The sequence below is a fragment of the Facklamia lactis genome, from assembly GCF_015863205.1.
Taxonomy (GTDB): domain Bacteria; phylum Bacillota; class Bacilli; order Lactobacillales; family Aerococcaceae; genus Facklamia; species Facklamia lactis.
The window spans coordinates 505,539-525,129 of sequence record NZ_JACBXQ010000001.1 but is presented as its reverse complement, the minus strand read 5'-3'; the positions used below and the strand labels follow the sequence as shown (position 1 = coordinate 525,129).

21 protein-coding genes and 1 tRNA gene are annotated in these 19,591 nt (G+C 38.0%); 17 read left to right on the top strand and 5 right to left on the bottom strand.

What is annotated here, in order from left to right; all coding sequences use genetic code 11:
• The first annotated feature begins 5 nt into the window (after nucleotides 1-5).
• The 3 genes from HZY91_RS02400 to HZY91_RS02390 are packed head-to-tail and all read left to right on the top strand — an operon-like array spanning nucleotide 6 to nucleotide 2,996.
• The gene (locus HZY91_RS02400) at nucleotides 6-668 is read left to right on the top strand and encodes a hypothetical protein (protein WP_197114317.1); all 663 of its coding nucleotides are present in this window, start codon (nucleotides 6-8) and stop codon (nucleotides 666-668) included.
• Between the two features lie 14 nt (nucleotides 669-682).
• Nucleotides 683-1,786 carry a M20/M25/M40 family metallo-hydrolase gene (locus HZY91_RS02395; protein ID WP_197114315.1) on the top strand — a complete coding sequence of 368 codons (1,104 nt, stop codon included), beginning with the start codon at nucleotides 683-685 and terminating at the stop codon, nucleotides 1,784-1,786.
• A gap of 10 nt (nucleotides 1,787-1,796) precedes the next feature.
• The gene (locus HZY91_RS02390) at nucleotides 1,797-2,996 is read left to right on the top strand and encodes a M20 metallopeptidase family protein (protein ID WP_197114313.1); all 1,200 of its coding nucleotides are present in this window, start codon (nucleotides 1,797-1,799) and stop codon (nucleotides 2,994-2,996) included.
• Nucleotides 2,997-3,199: 203 nt separating this feature from the next.
• Here HZY91_RS02390 and HZY91_RS10910 read toward each other — a convergent pair whose 3' ends face one another.
• The 4 genes from HZY91_RS10910 to HZY91_RS02370 all read right to left on the bottom strand — a co-directional run bounded on the left by HZY91_RS10910 (nucleotide 3,200) and on the right by HZY91_RS02370 (nucleotide 5,836).
• Nucleotides 3,200-3,331 carry a Fic/DOC family N-terminal domain-containing protein gene (locus HZY91_RS10910; protein WP_235991574.1) on the bottom strand — a complete coding sequence of 44 codons (132 nt, stop codon included), beginning with the start codon at nucleotides 3,329-3,331 and terminating at the stop codon, nucleotides 3,200-3,202.
• Between the two features lie 108 nt (nucleotides 3,332-3,439).
• Nucleotides 3,440-4,174, bottom strand: coding sequence for an ABC transporter permease (locus HZY91_RS02380; RefSeq protein WP_197114311.1), 735 nt, complete (start codon nucleotides 4,172-4,174; stop codon nucleotides 3,440-3,442).
• A gap of 1 nt (nucleotide 4,175) precedes the next feature.
• Nucleotides 4,176-4,919, bottom strand: a complete 744-nt coding sequence (locus HZY91_RS02375; protein WP_197114310.1) for an ABC-2 transporter permease family protein — start codon at nucleotides 4,917-4,919, stop codon at nucleotides 4,176-4,178.
• Nucleotides 4,919-5,836 (bottom strand): ABC transporter ATP-binding protein, encoded by a 918-nt coding sequence (locus tag HZY91_RS02370; protein ID WP_197114308.1) that lies wholly within the window; start codon nucleotides 5,834-5,836, stop codon nucleotides 4,919-4,921. Before HZY91_RS02370 ends, HZY91_RS02375 begins: the two co-directional genes overlap by 1 nt.
• A 138-nt stretch (nucleotides 5,837-5,974) precedes the next feature.
• Between HZY91_RS02370 and HZY91_RS02365 the strand changes: the two genes are divergently transcribed.
• The 7 genes from HZY91_RS02365 to HZY91_RS02335 all read left to right on the top strand — a co-directional run bounded on the left by HZY91_RS02365 (nucleotide 5,975) and on the right by HZY91_RS02335 (nucleotide 13,299).
• Nucleotides 5,975-6,679: a response regulator transcription factor gene (locus HZY91_RS02365; RefSeq protein ID WP_197114306.1), complete on the top strand. Its 705-nt coding sequence runs from the start codon at nucleotides 5,975-5,977 to the stop codon at nucleotides 6,677-6,679.
• On the top strand, nucleotides 6,666-7,991 hold the full coding sequence (locus HZY91_RS02360; protein ID WP_197114304.1) for a sensor histidine kinase: 1,326 nt from the start codon (nucleotides 6,666-6,668) through the stop codon (nucleotides 7,989-7,991). Before HZY91_RS02365 ends, HZY91_RS02360 begins: the two co-directional genes overlap by 14 nt.
• Before the next feature lie 299 nt (nucleotides 7,992-8,290).
• Complete coding sequence (locus HZY91_RS02355; protein WP_197114302.1) at nucleotides 8,291-9,574, top strand: ABC transporter substrate-binding protein; 1,284 nt, start codon at nucleotides 8,291-8,293, stop codon at nucleotides 9,572-9,574.
• A gap of 87 nt (nucleotides 9,575-9,661) precedes the next feature.
• On the top strand, nucleotides 9,662-10,486 hold the full coding sequence (locus HZY91_RS02350) for a metallophosphoesterase family protein (RefSeq protein ID WP_197114300.1): 825 nt from the start codon (nucleotides 9,662-9,664) through the stop codon (nucleotides 10,484-10,486).
• Between the two features lie 10 nt (nucleotides 10,487-10,496).
• Nucleotides 10,497-11,384 carry a carbohydrate ABC transporter permease gene (locus HZY91_RS02345; RefSeq protein WP_197114298.1) on the top strand — a complete coding sequence of 296 codons (888 nt, stop codon included), beginning with the start codon at nucleotides 10,497-10,499 and terminating at the stop codon, nucleotides 11,382-11,384.
• Nucleotides 11,374-12,198 carry a carbohydrate ABC transporter permease gene (locus HZY91_RS02340; protein WP_197114296.1) on the top strand — a complete coding sequence of 275 codons (825 nt, stop codon included), beginning with the start codon at nucleotides 11,374-11,376 and terminating at the stop codon, nucleotides 12,196-12,198. The genes HZY91_RS02345 and HZY91_RS02340 overlap by 11 nt, the downstream gene beginning before the upstream one ends.
• A 12-nt stretch (nucleotides 12,199-12,210) precedes the next feature.
• Nucleotides 12,211-13,299, top strand: a complete 1,089-nt coding sequence (locus HZY91_RS02335) for an ABC transporter ATP-binding protein (protein WP_197114294.1) — start codon at nucleotides 12,211-12,213, stop codon at nucleotides 13,297-13,299.
• Nucleotides 13,300-13,389: 90 nt separating this feature from the next.
• On the opposite strand, the gene HZY91_RS02330 is transcribed toward HZY91_RS02335, so the two are convergent.
• Nucleotides 13,390-13,462 (bottom strand) — tRNA-Ala (locus tag HZY91_RS02330).
• 176 nt (nucleotides 13,463-13,638) lie between these two features.
• On the opposite strand from HZY91_RS02330, the gene HZY91_RS02325 reads away from it, so the two are divergent.
• The 7 genes from HZY91_RS02325 to HZY91_RS02295 are packed head-to-tail and all read left to right on the top strand — an operon-like array spanning nucleotide 13,639 to nucleotide 19,533.
• Nucleotides 13,639-13,962 (top strand): PTS lactose/cellobiose transporter subunit IIA, encoded by a 324-nt coding sequence (locus HZY91_RS02325; protein ID WP_328751573.1) that lies wholly within the window; start codon nucleotides 13,639-13,641, stop codon nucleotides 13,960-13,962.
• A gap of 1 nt (nucleotide 13,963) precedes the next feature.
• Nucleotides 13,964-14,290: a PTS sugar transporter subunit IIB gene (locus HZY91_RS02320; RefSeq protein ID WP_197114292.1), complete on the top strand. Its 327-nt coding sequence runs from the start codon at nucleotides 13,964-13,966 to the stop codon at nucleotides 14,288-14,290.
• A gap of 10 nt (nucleotides 14,291-14,300) precedes the next feature.
• Entirely contained in the window at nucleotides 14,301-15,662 is a 1,362-nt protein-coding gene (locus tag HZY91_RS02315) for a PTS sugar transporter subunit IIC (protein WP_197114290.1), read from the top strand.
• 27 nt (nucleotides 15,663-15,689) lie between these two features.
• Nucleotides 15,690-16,784: a DUF871 domain-containing protein gene (locus HZY91_RS02310; RefSeq protein ID WP_197114288.1), complete on the top strand. Its 1,095-nt coding sequence runs from the start codon at nucleotides 15,690-15,692 to the stop codon at nucleotides 16,782-16,784.
• A 29-nt stretch (nucleotides 16,785-16,813) separates the two neighbouring features.
• The gene (locus HZY91_RS02305; RefSeq protein WP_235991580.1) at nucleotides 16,814-17,710 is read left to right on the top strand and encodes an N-acetylglucosamine kinase; all 897 of its coding nucleotides are present in this window, start codon (nucleotides 16,814-16,816) and stop codon (nucleotides 17,708-17,710) included.
• An 11-nt stretch (nucleotides 17,711-17,721) separates the two neighbouring features.
• The gene (murQ, locus tag HZY91_RS02300) at nucleotides 17,722-18,615 is read left to right on the top strand and encodes an N-acetylmuramic acid 6-phosphate etherase (RefSeq protein ID WP_197114284.1); all 894 of its coding nucleotides are present in this window, start codon (nucleotides 17,722-17,724) and stop codon (nucleotides 18,613-18,615) included.
• Nucleotides 18,616-18,660: 45 nt separating this feature from the next.
• Complete coding sequence (locus tag HZY91_RS02295; RefSeq protein ID WP_197114282.1) at nucleotides 18,661-19,533, top strand: MurR/RpiR family transcriptional regulator; 873 nt, start codon at nucleotides 18,661-18,663, stop codon at nucleotides 19,531-19,533.
• The last annotated feature ends 58 nt before the right edge of the window (nucleotides 19,534-19,591 follow it).

The following is a 19,591-nucleotide window of genomic DNA, read 5'->3' as shown; positions in this document are numbered from 1 at the left end:
AAATAATGAACACATATGAAAAATTCACTAAAAATATCGTACCATTTGGAAGAATCTCTATATTACTTGGGATTATTGCGGTTTTAATTCCTCCTTTTATTATGACTTTTGTTTGGGGATATAATCCGGGATTATCAGCCATTATAGCAGGGGCAATTTCTCAAATTTCTGTTTCAGGAGCCTTCTATATTAGTGAACCGATTAGTTATTATCCGATTGTCGGAACCTCTGGACTATATATGACCAATTTATCTGGGAATGCTGTTAATATGAAAATTCCTGCAGCTGCTGTGGCGACGGAAGCTTCAGGATATAAAGCAGGAACTTCAGAAGGGCAATTAATGGGAACCATTGGTTTAGCCATGTCAATTTATGTAGCGGTTTTCTTTGTAATCTTCTCAACGATTTTAGGCCAGACCGTGGTGACCACTTTACCTGAAAATTTGTCCAAGTATTTTGAATTAATTATTCCTGGAATCTACGGAGGTATTTTTGGTCAGTATATGGTGAAATCTTATAAAACAGGAATTTTTGCCTTGTTAGTAGCAGGTTTAATGATTTTTATCGTCAAGTTTATTCCAGGGAATCCATCCTTTGTTATCACATTAACCTCTGTCTTCTCGACGATTTATTTTGCAAGAAGTCAGATGGTCAAAAATAATAAGTAGAGGAGATAATGATTATGAGAGAAAGAACTTTACAGATTCTGGAGGAAATGTTGTTGATCCACTCACCCAGTAAGCAAGAAAGTAAAATGACGGAATATATTATTCAATTTCTAGAAGAGTTAGAAGCGGAAATATATCTAGATCATAATCAAGCACAATATGGGGGAGATTCTCCCGTTGTGTTTGCCAAGATAAAGGGAAATATACCTGGAGAAGGTGTTACCTTAAACGGTCATACTGATGTGATTCAGCCAAATGAGAATCTAAATATTATAAAAGAAGAGAAGATCTGGAAGACGGATGGCACGACAACTCTTGGGGGAGATGACAAGGCAGGATTAGCAGCGATTCTATCTTCAATTGAGTATCTTAAGAAACATCATCTTGATCATCAAGATATTTACGTTATCATTACTCCGGGCGAAGAGCAAAGTATGTTAGGAGCTCGCCATATCGACTGGGAAAATGTTTATAAACACATTCAACCTGCTAAAAATATCATTGTAGTTGATAATGCTGGTAAGGCTGATAAAGTGGCTTATCAAGCTCCTACTTGTTATAAATTTTCTGTCACAATAAGAGGAATTAAAGCACATGCTGGGATCGAACCAGAAAAGGGAAAAAATGCGATTAAACTTGCTAGCCAAATCATTTCTGAAATGGACATCTTACGCATTGATGACTTCACAACAGCAAATATTTCAACGATTCATGCTGAATTTCCTAGCAATGTGGTGCCAGATGAATGTACCTTTACGGGTGAGATAAGATCTCATTCTCAAGAAAAAGTAGAAAATATTTTGTCGAATTTTGAAACAATTATTAAGAAATATGCGGATGATTATGAATTTAAGAATCACTGTGAATACCCTGAGTTAAGATCGCAAGATGAGTTAAAATTTGTGAATGAAATGATCGATGCTTATCAAGAAGTTGGAGTTAAAGCAGAAGATCAAATTATTGGTGGAGGATCGGATGCGAATTTCTTTGCGGGTGAAGGTTTTAATGCCGCGATCATTGGGGTTGGAATGCAAAAGGTCCATACCACAGAGGAATATTTAGAAATAGATGAGCTGATGAATACCACTCAAGCGCTCATTAAATTTCTAAGTGAATAGGTGCAAACGAATGGAAAAGGGTCAGATAGATGATTTATTTTTACTTGAACGAGAAATAATTTGCCATCGAAGAGAGTTACATCAGATACCAGAAATTGGCTTAGAGCTCCCTAAAACGATTGCCTACGTCAAAAACCACTTACGAACCTTGGGCCTGTCTGTTGAAGAATATATCAATGGCAATGGTTTAAGTGTGGTCATTGAAGGGGAAAAAGGTGGAAAAGAGAATGACAAGGTAATCGGATTAAGAGCCGATATGGATGGATTACCAATCGTGGAAAAAACGGGTTTAGCTTTTGCTTCGCATAATGACAATATGCATGCGTGCGGTCATGATGGACATACGGCAGTATTATTAGGGGTCGCTTCTTTTCTCAACCAGCATAGAGAATTATTTAAGGGAAAGATAAAGTTAATCTTTCAACCAGGAGAAGAATATCCTGGTGGAGCTTTACCCATGATTCAAGAGGGGGTTTTAGAACAACCGAAAGTGACACGAATGTTGGGGTTTCATATCGGTCATTTGGATACCAGCATCCCTCCTGGAAAAATCTCTTATAAAGAAGGCCCTATGATGGCCTCGATGGATCGTTTTGCTATAAAGGTGTGTGGCAAAGGATATCATGGTGCTTATCCAGAGAATGCTGATGATCCTATTATTGTAGCGAATCAAATTGTGGGGGCTATTCAGACGATAAAAAGTCGAAATATTAAAGCGAGTGAACCTGTGGTGATTTCTGTGACGCATGTTTCAGGGGGCTTTAATCAGAACGTGATTCCGGATGATGTTTTTATCGAAGGAACGGTTCGAGCGATTAGTGAGACCACTAGGCAATTTATTGAAAAAAGACTGCAAGAAATCTGTCGAGGAATGTCAATTGCTTTTGGGGTTGAATGCTGTTTAACTTATGATTACAAATATCCTGCCTTAGTAAATGATTCATCCGTTACCTTTGAAACGGTACAATCATTAACCCAATTTTGGGGGGAGTCTAAGATAGAACAAACGAAAGAGTGTATGATGGGAGGAGAGGATTTTGCCTTCTTTTCTCAGAATATTCCGAGTTGCTTTTTATTTATGGCAAATCCAAGAAGTATTAAGGGTCAATTTAATGGTCATCACCATGCCATGTTTGATTTTGATGAAGATGAATTAATAAATGTAGCTGCTTCATTTGTAGTAGCAGCCTTTGATTATTTAAATGCTTAGTTAATAACCACCTCCTTTAAAAAAGGAGGTGGTTGTTATTGATTAGATGAAGTTCAATAGAACGTCTGGTCTTTTTGAGCTCTCCCTTATCTTATCCAGCTTGACAGAGGCAAGCTTCGGAATGGATAGTGCCTATGTTTTCTAAAGCATAAAATAAAGATTTCCTATAGTTAATTATTCTTGGATTTCATCGCTTTCTACATCTACCTTATTACCTGCTTCATAGTTAAGACATCTCCTAAAGTTGCGTGAGGCCTTTCAAGTTTTGAAGAAAGAACTGCTTCTTGATTGATAGTAGGAGAAATTAAAAATATGGGATTTATTATCGAAGTCAAAAGCCGCGATAAGTATCTATGGCCCTACTATATTGTGCAAGTAGTGGTACTAGTACGGGGTCAGATAGAAATTATACTGTATTTATGCTGTAGTTACTTATGTGAAAGTCATCTTGTTAGCTTCTCTAAATAACGTACTTGTAAATAGGTAAAACCGCTGATTAGTAAACCTGCCCAACCAATCAACTTCATCCATTCCAATAAAGTAAGGGAAATATCAGGAAATTGATTATTCATTGCTAGACTGATATTAGCTGCTCCGAAGATATATTGGACTTCAACTAGTTTGTTTTGAGCGCAACCTAGATAGGTGACGATTCCAAAGATCAAAGAAAGTAGCACAGGGATTGAAAAATTCTTAATTTTTAACGAAAGATAAGATTGGAAAGACACTTGGACCAATGATAGTAAAGTGATGATGATCATCCAGAAACATAAACTAAAAGGAGGATTTTGCTCGAAAGACAAAAAACTTCCTACTAAGAAATAGAGACTAATGAAATAAATTTGAATGACAGTCAAAGCGCTCAGAGCCACTAACATTTTAGTCATTATGATTTTTTTATAAGAGTAAGCTGCAGTCAACAATAACTGGAGACCATTTCGTTTATGTTCATTATGCCAAATAAAAGCTGTGACGATCCCAATAATAAAGGGATAAAAGAATGCCCCATAGAATAGAAAGACTTGAGTCCATAAGCTTGCCCATTCTCGAGCAAGAACTTCTTTATTCGCAACATAATTAATTGTCCCATAACCCACAGAGAGAATAGGAAGGAGCGCTAAGGGAATCCATAGGAGTGAGCCTTTCAGTTTAGTTATTTCTATTTTGAAAAGAGACATATTATGCTTCCACCTCCACTTTTTGGCCTAATTGATAAAAGATGATTCCTAATATGATACTGGCTAGCAATGGGTATATATTGGGAGAAATTAAATGTTGAGTCAATTTGCCGTCAACAAAATTATGTTGGATTCTAATTAAGAAAGAATACCAAGAGTATGGAACAAAATACGTGAGCATTTTGGATATTAATGAAAACCCTATTCCTGATAATGCTCCAAATACAGCAATAGCCATTCCTAACATTGGATTTTCAAAGCGTAAAGCCAAGTAATAATGAACCGCACTTAAAGCGAAATTAATACCAATAAGGGAGAGGGCGTAGAATCCAAGATCTAACCATGGAATTGGAAGTTGAATTCCTAAGCTCTTACCCACAATGATTAGGGTTAACAATTGTAATAGGTATAGGGCGATTAATTTTTTCTGTATAAACCAAAATTTGATGTGAAAAACACGATTCAAGTCAATACCACTTGATTTGATAATTTTCCACATATTGTGTTTATTTTCTACTTGAACACATAAGGTGTATAGTGAAGCAATGACTAATGGTGCTAAAATTAACTGGAAGAAAGCGAAAGCATCCATTAAAGAGAACCAAATATGTTCAGACTCAACACCGTTTCCTAATATAGGAATACAGGCTCCCACATTTACTATTAAGATAATAACGGAGATGATAATGAACATCACACTCGAATATTTAGAACGCTCGAGTTGATTTAAATCAATATTCATCACTATTCACCTCCTGTTAAGGTTAAATCATGGGTAAATTCAATAAATAATTCTTCGAGGCTTTTATGTTCTTCATATATACGATAAACTTCAATATTAGCTGTTATTAAACGTTTGAGATAATCTGCAATTATTTGATCATTTACATAAGAAAACTTTAGTATGTTGTCCGTTATAATGGCATTTGGCATCGAGAGCAGGGAAGCGGCTAATTGATTATCTGACGTTTTCATAAGAATGGCTCGGCTTTGGTGCCGTTTGAAATCCTCGATGGTACCTTGATAAAGCATTTCTCCGTGCCCAATAATTCCAATTTGAGAGACCATTCGTTCAATTTCATCTAAGGCGTGGGAAGATACCATCACCGTCGCATCGTATTTATCCGGCAAATCACGGATCAGATGACGAATTTCTTCTTTTGCTTGGGGATCTAATCCATTAGTGGGCTCATCAAGAATTATAATAGGAGGACGGCCAATTAGCGCCATGGCGACTCCTAAGCGTTGTTTCATTCCTAAGGAATAATGTTTGATTTTCTTGTCTTTATGTTTTCCTAAACCGACTTCTTCTAAAGCACTATTTGCTTCTTCAATTGTTAACTTCTTCAATTGACTAACTATTTTCATATTTTCGAATCCGGTTAAATGTTCATAATAAGAGGGTGCTTCAATTAAAGAGCCTATTTGACTGACTATTTTTCTTCGATTCTTGTGTGAGAAAGGCTGCCCCTGGATGCTTACTTGACCACTACTAGCTTCTTGTAAGCCACAAATCATCTTCATAATGGTGGACTTTCCTGCTCCATTAGGACCAATCAAACCATAAATTTCTCTTTTATTGATGATTAATTCTGTAATATTGACGACGGGTTTCTTGTCATAAATTTTTGCGACTTCTTCAAATCTGATTATTTCTTTCATTATTATCACCTCAATTCCATCATAATGAATGAGCCTTAAGCCTCGATGATGTCTTCCTTAATTCTCCCTTAAATCATGACAATATCATCCGTCTCTTCTTATATGCATGATATAATGGACAGGAAAAGAGGTATTAAGATGTCTATTTATCAAAGAAAAATACTGATTGTAGAAGACCATGATGAAATTAGAATGTTAATTCAAAATATTTTGTTTGAAGCAGGTTTTCAGTCGCTGACTTTGGCTTCAAATTTTCAGATGGCCTTAGAATGTTTTGCACAAGATGCTTTTGATATAGTGATTCTCGATATTTTGTTACCGGATGGGAATGGGTTTGATTTATTAAAAGAAATAAGGCAAACGTCACGTTTGCCAGTGCTCTTTTTATCAGCTATTTCTGACCTACAGAAACAATATCGAGGTTTTGAATTAGGAGCCGATGATTATATTGTTAAACCTTTTCAAACAAAAGATTTGGTTTTGCGTGTCACCTCTATTTTGAAGAGGGCTTACCCCGATAATCAGGAGACCGTTCAATTAAGCACGAGTCTAATCGATTTTAGTCGAGCAGTGGTTGTGAGAAATTCTGAAACATATCCCTTAACAGCAAAAGAATATGCGATTCTCCGTGTATTACTCGACCAAAAAAATAAGATTGTCACCTTTGATAGTTTAATGGCGAAAGTATGGGGGCAAGCTTTTGATGGGTATAATAATTCGTTAATGGCACATATTAGTAAAATTCGTCAAAAGATTGAAAAAGATCCTTCGAATCCTAAACACCTGATGACTGTTAAGGGCTTAGGTTATAAATTAGAGGTATCAGATCATGACAATGTTTAAATTTTTTGCACGCCAGTTATTGATATATATTGCTGTAATAGTCGGTTTAACATTGCTAGGAATAGTGTTGTTTGTTGGCTATTTAGTTTTTTTTGAATATGAACAGAGTCAAAGTGAAACTTATCCTGATGCGGTTTTCAATGAATTAATAAACAATGATAATGAGTTTGTTTTAAACGATCAAAACAAAGCGCTTTTGGAATCAGAACAGATTTGGATGATGGAGCTAGATGATCAAGGAGACATTAGGCAATCCTATTTGTTACCTCAAAAGTTGAATCGCTCTTACTCTAATCGCGATATCGTGAGATTTACTCGCTGGTATTTAGAGGATTATCCTGTGTTTACCTTTCCAAGTGAGAAGAGTATTCTTGTTCTGGGCTATCCAAAACGTTCTTATGATAAACTGCCAGATAATTTTTATAAGTTTGATCTGATGCGTAGAATCTTTATAATGGCACTTATTCTCTTCTTGGGGATGTTAGCGATGATATTTATCATCTATTTTAGAGGACGTTTTCGTTTAAATGAAGAATTAAAACCAATCAATGAAGCGGTTCATTGTTTGAAGAATAATCAATTTGTTAAGTTGGATGTCCAAGGGAACTTCAGCGAAATCAAAGAAACCTTAAATCAAGCTTCAGAAACGATGCAGGAGAATCAAAAGGATCGAGATCATTGGATTCGTGGTGTTAGTCATGATTTACGGAATCCCTTGACGCTGATTATGGCGAATGTCCATCGTTTGGAGTGGTTGGAAGGATCAAAGAAAGAATTATCTCTCATTCAGTCTCAAGTGCAGCGAATGCAAGAAATTATTTCGAATCTCAATCTCATGTATCTTTTGGATAATCCAAGTGGACTCAAGAATCTGGATGAGATTTTGGTCGATCCCTTTATTCGTCAATGTCTAAGTGAGTTTATGAATACTTATTCCGACGTCGATATGGAGATAAATCTTGAAGAAACGAAAGCGACGATTTTGGGTATTCCTAGCTTACTTGAACGGGCCATTAATAATTTATTGTTGAATAGTATACAACATAATCAAGAAGTTCAGCTTAAAGTAAGTATAACTGCCAATGAAGAAGGTATTGTCTTGGTGGTGAGTGACAACGGAACGATTGAGCTTGGAATGATTGAAGAATTGAATACTAAAGAGAGTAACTATGCGGCTCATGGAATGGGGATTATCATTAGTAAGCAAATAATTAAATTGCATGGGGGGAAACTTCAATTTTCTTTCGGTGATCCAGGTTTGATCGCAAGTATTCAGTTGCCATTAGAAAAAGTTGAAGGAGAAGTATTTTAACGTGACGTTGAAGGTTGAAAAAAATATAAATTAGGAAAAGAGGTTACTTGTTGTCGGGATTGTCCGAGAATAAGTAGCCTATTTTTTAACCTGATTATGTGATTTTATCGAGAGACATCAAGCGAAGGGAATGACTAATCAAAAGAGTTTGTTTCGAAATATTGACAAGACAACATCATATTGAAAAATCTTTAACTTTTTCATTTACATAAAATTTACAGTAAATTAACAAGAAATTTACGCTGTATGTGTATAATTCATGTAAGTTCGTACAAAATCTTGTTTGGGGGGAATGAAAGATGAGAAAAGTTTTGACAAAAGTATTAGCTGGGATCTTAGGATTAAGCACATTAGCAGGTGGCTTGGGGGTTCAAACCGTAGCAGCTGAAGAGAAAGTGACCGTCAATTATTGGCATGTGAATGCGGATACTCAAGGCGGACAAACCGTCACAGAATTAGTAAAGAAATTTAATGAGTCGCAAGATACGATTGAGGTAGTCGCAACTTATAATCCAGATATGTATAAAGGATTAATGCAGAATATGCAGGCTGCGGTTGCGGGAGATAATACGCCAGATGTGGTTCAAATCGGATGGCAATTTGTTGATTATTTCTCTGAAAATTTTGATTATGTTGAACCACAGACTATTATCGATCAATTTGATTCAGAAAATGCTGATTATCTGGAAAAAACATTCTTACCCAACGTATTAGAGTTGGCCAAAAATAAAGAAGACTCTTTAGTAGGTTTACCATATTCGGTTTCCAATCCTGTGCTGTATTTGAACCGAGATCTTTTACGTGAAGCGGGCTTAGATGAAAATGGTCCCAAAACATGGGAAGAAGTAAAGGAATTCGCTGCAACGATTAAAGACAAAACAGGTAAGTATGGTTTCTATTTACAACAACCTGCTGATAACTGGGGGACGCAAGGTTTGTTAGAATCCAATGGCGCTAAATTTATCGAAGACGGTAAAGCGGCTTTTGCTTCGCAAGAAGGAATCGATGCTTATCAACTATGGGCGGATATGGTGTTAAAAGATGAGACAGCCGTTAATTTACCATGGGATCAAGGGGTTCAATCGTTTATCCAAGGGGAAATTGCGATGGTGTATACGACCATTGCTCAAAGAACTAATATTCAGTCCAATGCCAAATTTGATGTTGCGACCACGACTTCACCTGCCTTCGAAGGGAAAGAATCTCAAATTCCTGCGGGAGGTGCCATGTTAGTAATGACAGCACAAGATGAAAAAGTTCAGGAAGCGACTTGGGAATTCTTGAAATTCCTATATGAGAATGAGAATGTCTTAGCGTGGACAGAGGGGACAGGATATGTTCCTTCGACAAGTTCTGTAATGGATTCAGAAGAAATGATGAAATTTCTAGAAGAGAATCCAATGATGGAAGCTGCGATTAATCAAATGGACAAAGTGAATAAATGGGCTTCTTTCCCAGGAGATGCAGGTCTGGAAGCAGAACAATTATTATTAGATATGCGTGATTCAATCTTAACAGGTAGTGAAGAACCAGCTGATGCTTTACCGCGTGTTCAAGAAGAGATTAATAATTTACTACAATAATCCATTTAACAATCTTAATGAGAAAAGTTGTTGGTAAATATATCAACACTTTTCTTTTTGTTTAGTGAGAGTTTAGGAGAGTGTATTATGAAATTTTTGCATTTATCAGATACTCATTTTTCATTAGAGTATAAAGATCCAGAATTAAAAATGACCTTAATGGCCCAACGTCCTTTAACAGAAAAATTAGACATCATTCTTCAACAAGAAAATCTGCCATCGATTGATTTTATTATTGTCACAGGTGATTTGGTTCATGATGGAGTGGCAGAAGAATATCAAAAATTAAACGAGTTATTAAGGGATAAATTTCAGAATAAAACCATTTATTATACCTTAGGGAATCATGATGATAAGCAAGCTTTTTATGAAGGAATTTATTCTGAAGCAAAGTCAGACTGCTTAGATTATGACCAGGTTCTGGATGGTTTTCACTTTATCTTTTTAGATAGTTCGAAGCCTTATAGTCATAGTGGCATCCTTGAGGATCATCAAATTGAATGGTTAAAAGCATGTTTGGCTAAGAATGACCATCCCAAATTGATTTTTATGCATCATCCTGTGATTGGGGGGCATTATTTTGATCAATTTACATTTGAAGAGCCACTACCGTTCTTAGAAACGCTAAAACCTTATGACGTAAGGGGAGTCTTTACGGGGCATACGCATTCACCTGCTGTGAATTTTTATCATCAGGTGTGCCAATATACGAATTATGCCATGGCTTTTGGTTTGGAAAAAATGTCAGATTATTCGCAAGCTTTCTCGAATGTGAATGGCTATACCATGGTGGAGTATACAGAAGCTAGCGGTTTAACGATTGCTCCAAGAATGATTCAGCCTGACTATCAAATTTATAAAATAACGGATCCGGTTCAAATGAGTGATTTAAATAAGTCTTATGAGAAATAGGGAGGATCTTATGAAAATTAAGCAACAAAATAACTTTCAAAGTGTTCTCTATCTGTTACCGACGTTGGTCTTGTTTGGTGTTTTTATTGTTTGGCCATTGATTTACACCATTTATTTAAGTTTCTTTAGGTGGAATATGATTTCTGCTGATAAAGATTTTGTTGGGTTTGATAATTATATGAAATTATTCTCGAATCCCTTAACCAGTAAAATCATGTGGAATAGTGTGCAGTATATCCTTTGGATTGCTTTATTTGCCTTTGTGATTCCTTATATCTTGGCCTTTATTCTGGATCGCTTGGTTCCTCGTTTTATTGATTTCTACAAAGGGGCCTTGTTTGTACCCGCTGTAATGTCATTAGTCGTGGCCTCCATGTTATTTGCTTGGATTCTGAACCCCTTATCAGGACCTGTGGCTTTAATCTTGAGAAGTGTGGGCGTTGCTATGCCTTTCTGGTCCAATACAGATGGCTGGGTGATCTTTGTGATTGCTTTAGTCGTGATTTGGAAAGTGTTTGGCTATAATTTTATTCTGTTATATGCTGCCGTTTCTGGGATTGATCAAGAAATAATTGAATCGGCTAAGGTAGATAATATTTCCAATTTTCGTATTTTTACGCAAATGGTCCTTCCTTTATCCAGTGCGACCGGGATTTACGTCTTGATCATTTCGGTGGTTCAAGCCTTACAATATGTCTTTACTCCGATTTCTGTTCTAACACAGGGAGGACCGAATTACGGCAGCTCTAATATTATTTATGAATCCTATCGTTTAGGTTTTATTACTTTTAAAACGGGAGAATCGGCTGCTTTATCGGTGATTACGCTTTTGATCTGCGTGGTGTTATTGGTCATTGAATATGTCTTTGTGGAAAGAGGGGTCTATTATGAAAATTAAAGATGGAAAATCCAATGCATTTCACCTCTTATTTATAGGGATAATTATTCTATCGATCTATCCCATTATCTTTGGGATTAGTAATTCATTTAAGACGTTACAAGATGCATATAATTCGATTCTTAATTTAATCCCTCATCCTTTTACCTTTGAAAATTATCAATACTTAGCAGAAACTTTACCGATTGTTAAAATTACGCTCAATACTTTTATTGTAGCAAGTGTTACGACTTTCGTCAGGATGGTGACGTCCTATTTTGCTGCTTATGCGATTACTTTCTTTAAATTCTATGGTTACCGTCTATTATATTTTGCTTTGATTTCAACGATCTTCATCCCTTTCACAGTCACGATGATCCCTAACTATTTATTGATGTCAGAGTGGAATTTTTTGGACAGCAATTGGGGAGTCATCTTGCCACAATTGGCCGATGCAACCGGAATTTTCTTGTTGGTTCAGACCATGCGACAAATACCTAAGCCCATTATTGAGGCAGCTAAGCTCGATAATGTTTCTGATCTTGAGATTATTAGAGGCATTGTTTTTCCCATTACGCGCCATGCGGTGACATCAGTCAGTATTTGGTATTTCATTACGACTTGGAATGAATATGTTTGGCCGAAAATTATTCTAAGTTCGGTTGAACATTATACTTTGCCGATTGCTTTGCAAAATTTTATTTCGGCAGAAGGTGGGACGAATTTTACAGTAGCAATGGCAGTCACAGTGATTACGATTATTGTTCCGCTAAGTTTATATTTAATCTTTCAGCGATATATTATTGGAAGCTTTACCTCTTCCGGTATAAAATAAGGAGGGTAATTTATGGTAGGAATTGAATTGGAAGATGTTTCTAAATGTTATGGCTCAACAAAAGTAATTGATAAAATTAATCTAACGATTAAGGAAGGGGAGCGTGTCATCTTCTTAGGGCCTTCTGGATGTGGAAAGTCGACAACCTTACGCATGATTGCCGGTTTAGAAGAAGTAACTTCAGGTCATATTTATTTGGGCGGCAAAGAGGTCACGCCATTACCGAGCGGTCAAAGGGACATTGCCATGGTGTTTCAAAATTATGCCCTCTATCCAAATATGACCGTGCAAGATAATATTACCTTTGCTTTAAGGGCTAATAAAGTTGCTAAATCTGAAATACAAGAACGCTTGAATAGTGCTTTAGAAATGTTAGACTTGGTCAATTATCGAGATCGTTTACCTAAAGACCTTTCTGGAGGGCAGCGTCAGCGAGTAGCTTTGGCGCGAGCCTTGGTTAAGCGCTCAAAGTTTTTCTTACTAGATGAACCTCTGTCTAATTTAGATGTGGCGCTCCGCCAATCGGCGAGAAATCAACTGATTGAAATTCATGATCGCTATCAACAAACTTTTGTCTATGTGACTCACGATCAGGTAGAGGCGATGACGATGGGGCACCGAATTGTTTTAATGAATAAGGGTGAAATTCAAATGGTAGGAACACCTGATGAAGTATATAATCATCCTGCCAATGTTTTTACTGCTACTTTTATTGGTTCGCCTAAAATGAATATTCAAGAAGTATCCAGACAAGGGAACCTCATTACCGTTGGAAAGCAAGAATTACATTTAAGTTCTGAATGGGGGGAGCATCTTTCTCAATTTACGAGTCAAAACTTTTTACTAGGAATTCGACCGGAACATATTCATATTTATCGTGAGAAAGTTGATAATTCTTTTCTTGCGCATGTAAGTAAAACAGAAAACCTTGGCCCCAATTATGCGATTTATGTTGAAACAAATTCTACTCAATGGGTGGTGATTAGTGACATCCGTAATTGGCAGCCGGGAGAAGAATGCTACCTTACTTTTGAAATGGATAAGATTCATTTATTTGATGTTGAAAGTAAAGAGTCCATGGGCTATCCGTCATTTAGTTAAAATGTGGGTTTGATTGTGTGTGACCAAAACTAATGGATAAAAAGCCAAGCCGCAAGGAGTTTCCTTGCGGCTTGGCTTTTTAATTATAGATGGAGACGATCGGTCTCGAACCGACGACCTCAACACTGCCAGTGTTGCGCTCTCCCAACTGAGCTACGCCCCCGAATGAATCACGATTAATTTACTTTATCACAGTTTATCGCGTCTGTAAAGGTGTGGTTTCCAAAACTTAGAAATAATATTTTGTTTTTATAAAATTAAAAAGAAATAATATTTCAAAATAAACGAAAATTATGTTATACTATCTCTGAAAACACTTACAAAACAGGGAGGGATAGTGTGGAAGAAATTATATTTGAAATTATTGCGAATGGTGGGAATGCGAAGTCTTTAGCCTATGAGGCGATTATGGAGTCGGAAAATGGCCATTTTGAAAAGGCAGAAGCTTTGTTGAAAGAGGCAGATGAGTCTTTGAAACTAGCTCACAATACTCAGACTCAGCTTATCACGGATGAGGTCAATGGGAAGCATATCCAAGTATCGGTTCTATTTGTACATGCACAAGATCACTTGATGTCAGCGATTGAAGTTCGTTCTTTAGCCGAACGTTTTATTCATTTGAACCAACGCTTAGCCAAATTAGAAAATAGGGAGGAAAATTAGCATGAAAGTTATTTTAGTTTGTTCAGCAGGAATGTCGAGTGCGATTGCGGCTAAATCATTGAGAGAAGCTGCTACAAAAGAGGGGATTGCTATGGAAGTCCATGAGGCTTCGTCTCAAATGTTTGAAGAAATGGTGGCAAAAGGGAATTATCAACTTGCTCTAGTGGCTCCGCAGATTCGTCATCGTTTTGATACTTTAAAGCCGATTGCCGATCAAGCAGGGATGCCGATTTTACAAATCGCCCCCAAGGGCTACACCGGTATAGGTGGAAAATACTTGTTACAACAAATTAAAGATGAAGCCGGACAAGTGCTTGATCTGACATAGGAGGGATATTATGTTTGAAAAGCTGGCCGATTTTCTCGATCGGAAATTATCCACTCCCATGGCTAAAATGTCTGAACAACGACATTTGAGGGCCGTAAGAGATGGGATTGTTGCAACACTGCCGATTATTATCGTGGCATCGATGTTTATGGTGGTTGCCTTTCTTCCGGATTCGTTGCCAAATGACTGGGCTTTTGTTCAGTGGATTGCTAAATATCAAGATAAAATTTTATTACCTTATCGTGTTTCGATGTATATCATGACCTTGTATGCTGTCTTTGGAATCGGTCATTCTTTGGCAAAGTCTTACCAATTGGATCCTCTATCCGGTGGGATTTTGGCTGAATTAGCTTATCTTCTAACGATCGTTCCAACGATGGTACCGGAAGTGCCAGAATCAGTAACCCAATTAGCGAAGTCTAACCCTGAATTAGCAGAGTATATTGGGCAAGTTCCACTGGGTTTTCAATTACCGATGGCTAATTTGGGTGCGAAAGGAATGTTTATTGGGATTCTAACAGCTATCTTGGCGGTGGAAATTTATCGGATGACTGAAAGATCTGGTTTCAAGATTTCGATGCCTGAACAAGTTCCTGCTTCAATTGCGCGTTCTTTTGAGTCGTTAACACCCACTGCTATTATCTTGTTTATCGTGGCAGCTATTACCATGTGGTTAGAAGTGGATGTACATGAGATGATGACGACACTGGTCACGCCTTTAGTTTCAGCCTCTGATTCGCTTGTTTCAGTCTTATTGTTAACGTTTCTCAATTCTTTCTTTTGGGTCTTTGGGATTCATGGTGCCTCGATTGTGGGAAGTTTAGCTCGGCCAATTTGGTTGATGTTGTTTGATGGGAATACGGAAGCCTTAGCAGCAGGAGCGACGATTCCGCATGTGGCAGCTGAACCTTTTTATCAGTGGTTTATCTATATTGGTGGAGCAGGAGCCACTATTGGGTTAGCCCTTGCTTTGTTGATAACTAAATCGGAATATGGCAAAACATTAGGTAAAACAACGATTATTCCGGCCATCTTTAATATCAACGAACCTCTTATCTTTGGTGCACCGATTGTCTTAAATCCTGTTTTGATGATTCCGTTTATTGTAGCGCCAATTGTAAATGCACTGATTGCATGGTTTGCAACGTCAATGGGATTAATTAACCGGGTAGTTGCCTTGCCAGCTTGGACCTTGCCAGGACCGATTGGGGCCTTTTTGGCGACCGGTGCGGATTGGCGTGCTGCCGTATTGTCGATTATCTTAATTCTACTTTCAACGGCTATCTACTATCCATTTGTAAAGCTATATGATAAGAAGTTGTTATTAGAAGAGCAGGGTGAAGAAGTGGTCGAGGAAGCGAAAGAGCGGTAATGGTAACCGTCGATTAAGGAGGAAAGCATGCGTCAATTAGGAGTATCAATCTATCCCGAAAAATCTGAGATAGAAGTTATAAAAAAATATTTAGCTGAAGCTGCTGAATTAGGCTTTCGTCGTATTTTTTCATGTTTGTTGTCAGCGGAAGAAGAGAAAATGGCTATTATTGAGCGGTTTTCGCAGATCAATGATTATGCTCATCAGTTGGGTTATGAAGTCATCGTAGACGTCTCTCCAAAGGTATTTGATAAGTTAGAAATATCTTATCAGGATTTATCCTTCTTCCAAGCGATCGGTGCAGATGGTTTGCGTTTAGATATTGGGTATACGGGGATGGAAGAGTCTTTGATGACTTTTAATCCTGAAGGGTTAAAGATTGAAATTAATATGAGTAATGATGTTCATACCCTAGATACCATAATGGATTTTCAACCGGATCGTTATCATTTATTAGGTTGCCACAATTTCTATCCTCATCAGTACTCGGGATTAGGTTTGGATTTTTTCAAGCGGACGAGTCGTCGTTTTAGGCAATATGGTTTGCGAACAGCGGCTTTTGTGACGAGTCAGAATGAAGATACTTTTGGTCCATGGCCGGTGACAGATGGTCTTCCAACTTTGGAGCGTCACCGATATCTACCACTGGATGTTCAAATCAAGCATTTGATTGCGATGGATGAAATTGATGATATCATTATATCCAACTGTTTCCCATCAGATGATGAAATGGCTTCGCTTAAAGGATTAGATTTAAATATCGTCACGTTTGAGGTGGAAGTTCATCCAGAAATTCCTGAAGTTGAAGCGAAGATTTTGTTCGAAATGACTCATTTCAATCGAGGGGATGTAAGTGAATACTTCATTCGTTCTACTCAATCGAGGGTGATTTACAAAGATCATCATTTTGAAGTTTTTAATACGCCTGAGCTTATTCGTCGCGGAGATATTATCATTGAATCAAGTGAGTATGGCCATTATGCAGGTGAGATGCAGATTGCTTTGCAAGAAATGAAAAATTCCGGTCGCTCCAATGTGGTGGGATATATTCGTCCGGAAGAAATGTTTATTCTGGATCATATTAAGCCTTGGCAGAAGTTCCGCCTTAAGAAAAGTATTTAAACTTTGAGGGGGAAAAGCAAGTGAAATATATGATCGGAATTGATGCCGGTGGAACCTCAGTGAAAGGCAAGGCATTTGACAAGCAAGGGCAAGAGCTTTGGATATGTCAGGCAGGTTTTGGCAATCTGGTGATGGATTATCCTCGGGCTAAGACTCATCTTAAACAGGTTGTGGCTCAGATCCAAAAGGAATTAGGTCGTGAGAATTGCCAAGGCTTGGTCTTGGGTATTGCAGGTTTGGAAGCAAGTCCTCACCAGGAGGATTTAAAAGCGATGTTTGTCGGAGAATATCCCGTCTATTTATTGAATGATGGTCAGCTTGCTCTTTATGCGGCGCTTCAAGGAGAAGAGGGAATCTTAGCGATCGCAGGAACAGGTTCGATTGTGTTAGGATATTTTAACAACGAAATGACGAGAGTCGGTGGTTGGGGTCAGCTTTTAGGTGATGAAGGGTCGGCGTATAGTATCGGCATCCATTTATTAAAGTCAGTATTGAATCGTTATGATAAGGCTTGTCTTTATTCTCAATTAGAAGTGAGTCTCCTTGCAGAGAAAGTTTGGCAAGATGTTTTTGATTTGTCGAAGTGGGTTTATCAAGCGACTAAGGATCAGATTGCTGATTTAGCTCGTTTGGTTGCTGATCATGCAGACAAGGGAGATGCTCAAGCAGAAGCCTTGCTTTATCACGCAGGTTTGGAGATAGCCGAACAAATTATCGTTTTATTAAACCGTTATGAGATCACTTCGTCAGTAGATTTTAAAGTCTATTTAGCCGGGAGTTTAGTTCAGAAGAATGATCAAGTTTTTGAGAGTGTATGCCAACAGTTAGAAACTTATAACCCTCGGTTAAAAGTTCAGAGATTAGAAGAAGAGAATGTTAAAGGCGCTTATTATTATTTTGTACATAAAGAAAGAGAACAGATCTAGCGGGGTGAAGTATGGATAAGGAAACCGAAAAGCGAAATTGCGCTTCAATGAATTTAGATCAGATGTCTGTGCGGGAAATGATTCAATTAATGAATGAGGAAGACCAGTCGGTCATTGTCGCCATTCAACAAGTTTTGCCAAAAATTGAGCAGGTCATTGAAGCGGTGATTGCTACTTTTCAAGCCGGAGGACGTTTAATTTATGTTGGGGCTGGTACGAGTGGTCGTTTAGGGATTCTGGATGCAGTCGAGTGTGTCCCAACTTTTGATATTGAGCCGGGTCAGGTGATTGGCTTGATGGCGGGAGGAGACACGGCGATTAAGTCGGCAGTTGAAGGAGCAGAAGATTCCTTAACGTTAGCTCAAGAAGAGTTACAGGCGATCCAGTTATCGGAGCATGATTTTTTAATAGGTCTTTCAGCTTCGGGCTCGACTCCCTATGTAAAATCCGCCTTAGCTTATGCAAAGGAATGTGGAGTTAAGACAGCCAGTATTGCGAATAATCCTTCTTCAGATATTTCCGCTTTAGCAAATATTGCCATTGAAGTGGTGACAGGTCCAGAGGTTTTAACGGGCTCGACTCGGTTGAAGGCGGGAACAGCTCAGAAATTAGTCCTAAATATGATTTCGACGGCTAGTTTGATCAAAACGGGGAAGGCCTATCAGAACTTGATGATCGATGTTCAAGGGACGAATCAAAAATTGATCGATCGTTCTATACGGATTATTTCCGAAGCAACGGGTCTTTCGTATCGTCAAGCATCAGAAGCTTACGAATTGGCAGGATCAGTCAAGCTGGCGATTGTGATGGTCTTGGCCAAGGCTACGAAGGAAGAGGCAGAGGATTTATTGGTACAAAGCCAAGGATTTGTGCGTCAAGCTTTAGAGTTAGCGGATAAAAAGTAAAGAAATTGAAAGCAATAGAAATTAAGAGACGAGAGAGGGTGAAAGATGAGGAAGAATAAGATTTTAGCTTTAATTGAGAGTTTGAAAGATGACTTGCCGAAGGCTGAGGCTCGGGTAGCAGAGCAAATTGTGCAACAACCTCAAAAGATCATTCGGATGACAGCTGCTGAATTAGGTCAACTGGCCGATGCCTCTGCTGCAACGGTGATCCGGCTCACTAAGCGTCTTCAGGTGGAAAGTTTTACGGATTTAAAAATGCTAGTCATGAGTGATTTGGATGCAGAGACGACCGAAATTGATACAAGCATTCAAGCCGGAGAAAGTATTGAACAAGTTTCAGACAAAATTTATTGGAATTCGTTAACAGCCCTTGAAAGTACGCGCGCCATTTTGGATGAAGGGAGTATTTTAAAGGCGATCCAGGTAATTCATCAGTCAGATGTAATGTATGTTTTTGGGATTGGTGCTTCTAGCTTAGTTGCAGAGAATTTGGCGCAGAAATTCAATCGAGCTGGTAAAACGTGCTTAGCTTTGCAGGATGCTCATATTTTAATCGCAAGCATGATGGCTAATGACAAAAAGGCATGTTTTATTGCGGTTTCTAATTCAGGCGAGACTCATGAAGTGCTGAAAATTAATGAAATGGCTTTAGAACAGGGTTACTATTCGATTGCAGTGACGCAATTTGGTAGTTCTTCTCTGACCAAACAGGCAGAAATCAACCTACATCATGTTCGATCGGATGAAGCCAAAAATCGTAATGCTGCTACGACTTCGCTCCATGCTCAGTTCATGGTGGTTGATATTTTGTTTTACGCTTATCTTTCAAGTTATTATCAGGAAACGATGGACAAGTTATCATCAAGTCGGTCGGCCGTTCAGGATTATAATCGGAATGGGCAAATTGAAATAAAGTAAAGGCAGTCTGTGGACTGCTTTTTTTGATTAGGAGGGTGACTTGTCTGATCTAGTGGTG

What these genes read in the sequence shown, in the direction of transcription:
- HZY91_RS02355 (WP_197114302.1), top strand. Translation starts at nt 8,291, where the DNA reads ATGAGAAAAGTTTTGACAAAAGTATTAGCTGGGATCTTAGGATTAAGC.
- HZY91_RS02340 (WP_197114296.1), top strand. Translation starts at nt 11,374, where the DNA reads ATGAAAATTAAAGATGGAAAATCCAATGCATTTCACCTCTTATTTATA.
- HZY91_RS02360 (WP_197114304.1), top strand. Translation starts at nt 6,666, where the DNA reads ATGACAATGTTTAAATTTTTTGCACGCCAGTTATTGATATATATTGCT.
- HZY91_RS02335 (WP_197114294.1), top strand. Translation starts at nt 12,211, where the DNA reads ATGGTAGGAATTGAATTGGAAGATGTTTCTAAATGTTATGGCTCAACA.
- HZY91_RS02295 (WP_197114282.1), top strand. Translation starts at nt 18,661, where the DNA reads ATGAGGAAGAATAAGATTTTAGCTTTAATTGAGAGTTTGAAAGATGAC.
- HZY91_RS02395 (WP_197114315.1), top strand. Translation starts at nt 683, where the DNA reads ATGAGAGAAAGAACTTTACAGATTCTGGAGGAAATGTTGTTGATCCAC.
- HZY91_RS02310 (WP_197114288.1), top strand. Translation starts at nt 15,690, where the DNA reads ATGCGTCAATTAGGAGTATCAATCTATCCCGAAAAATCTGAGATAGAA.
- HZY91_RS02365 (WP_197114306.1), top strand. Translation starts at nt 5,975, where the DNA reads ATGTCTATTTATCAAAGAAAAATACTGATTGTAGAAGACCATGATGAA.
- HZY91_RS02390 (WP_197114313.1), top strand. Translation starts at nt 1,797, where the DNA reads ATGGAAAAGGGTCAGATAGATGATTTATTTTTACTTGAACGAGAAATA.
- HZY91_RS02315 (WP_197114290.1), top strand. Translation starts at nt 14,301, where the DNA reads ATGTTTGAAAAGCTGGCCGATTTTCTCGATCGGAAATTATCCACTCCC.
- HZY91_RS02345 (WP_197114298.1), top strand. Translation starts at nt 10,497, where the DNA reads ATGAAAATTAAGCAACAAAATAACTTTCAAAGTGTTCTCTATCTGTTA.
- HZY91_RS02370 (WP_197114308.1), bottom strand. Translation starts at nt 5,836, where the DNA reads ATGAAAGAAATAATCAGATTTGAAGAAGTCGCAAAAATTTATGACAAG.
- HZY91_RS02305 (WP_235991580.1), top strand. Translation starts at nt 16,814, where the DNA reads ATGATCGGAATTGATGCCGGTGGAACCTCAGTGAAAGGCAAGGCATTT.
- HZY91_RS02350 (WP_197114300.1), top strand. Translation starts at nt 9,662, where the DNA reads ATGAAATTTTTGCATTTATCAGATACTCATTTTTCATTAGAGTATAAA.
- murQ (WP_197114284.1), top strand. Translation starts at nt 17,722, where the DNA reads ATGGATAAGGAAACCGAAAAGCGAAATTGCGCTTCAATGAATTTAGAT.
- HZY91_RS02380 (WP_197114311.1), bottom strand. Translation starts at nt 4,174, where the DNA reads ATGTCTCTTTTCAAAATAGAAATAACTAAACTGAAAGGCTCACTCCTA.
- HZY91_RS02400 (WP_197114317.1), top strand. Translation starts at nt 6, where the DNA reads ATGAACACATATGAAAAATTCACTAAAAATATCGTACCATTTGGAAGA.
- HZY91_RS02320 (WP_197114292.1), top strand. Translation starts at nt 13,964, where the DNA reads ATGAAAGTTATTTTAGTTTGTTCAGCAGGAATGTCGAGTGCGATTGCG.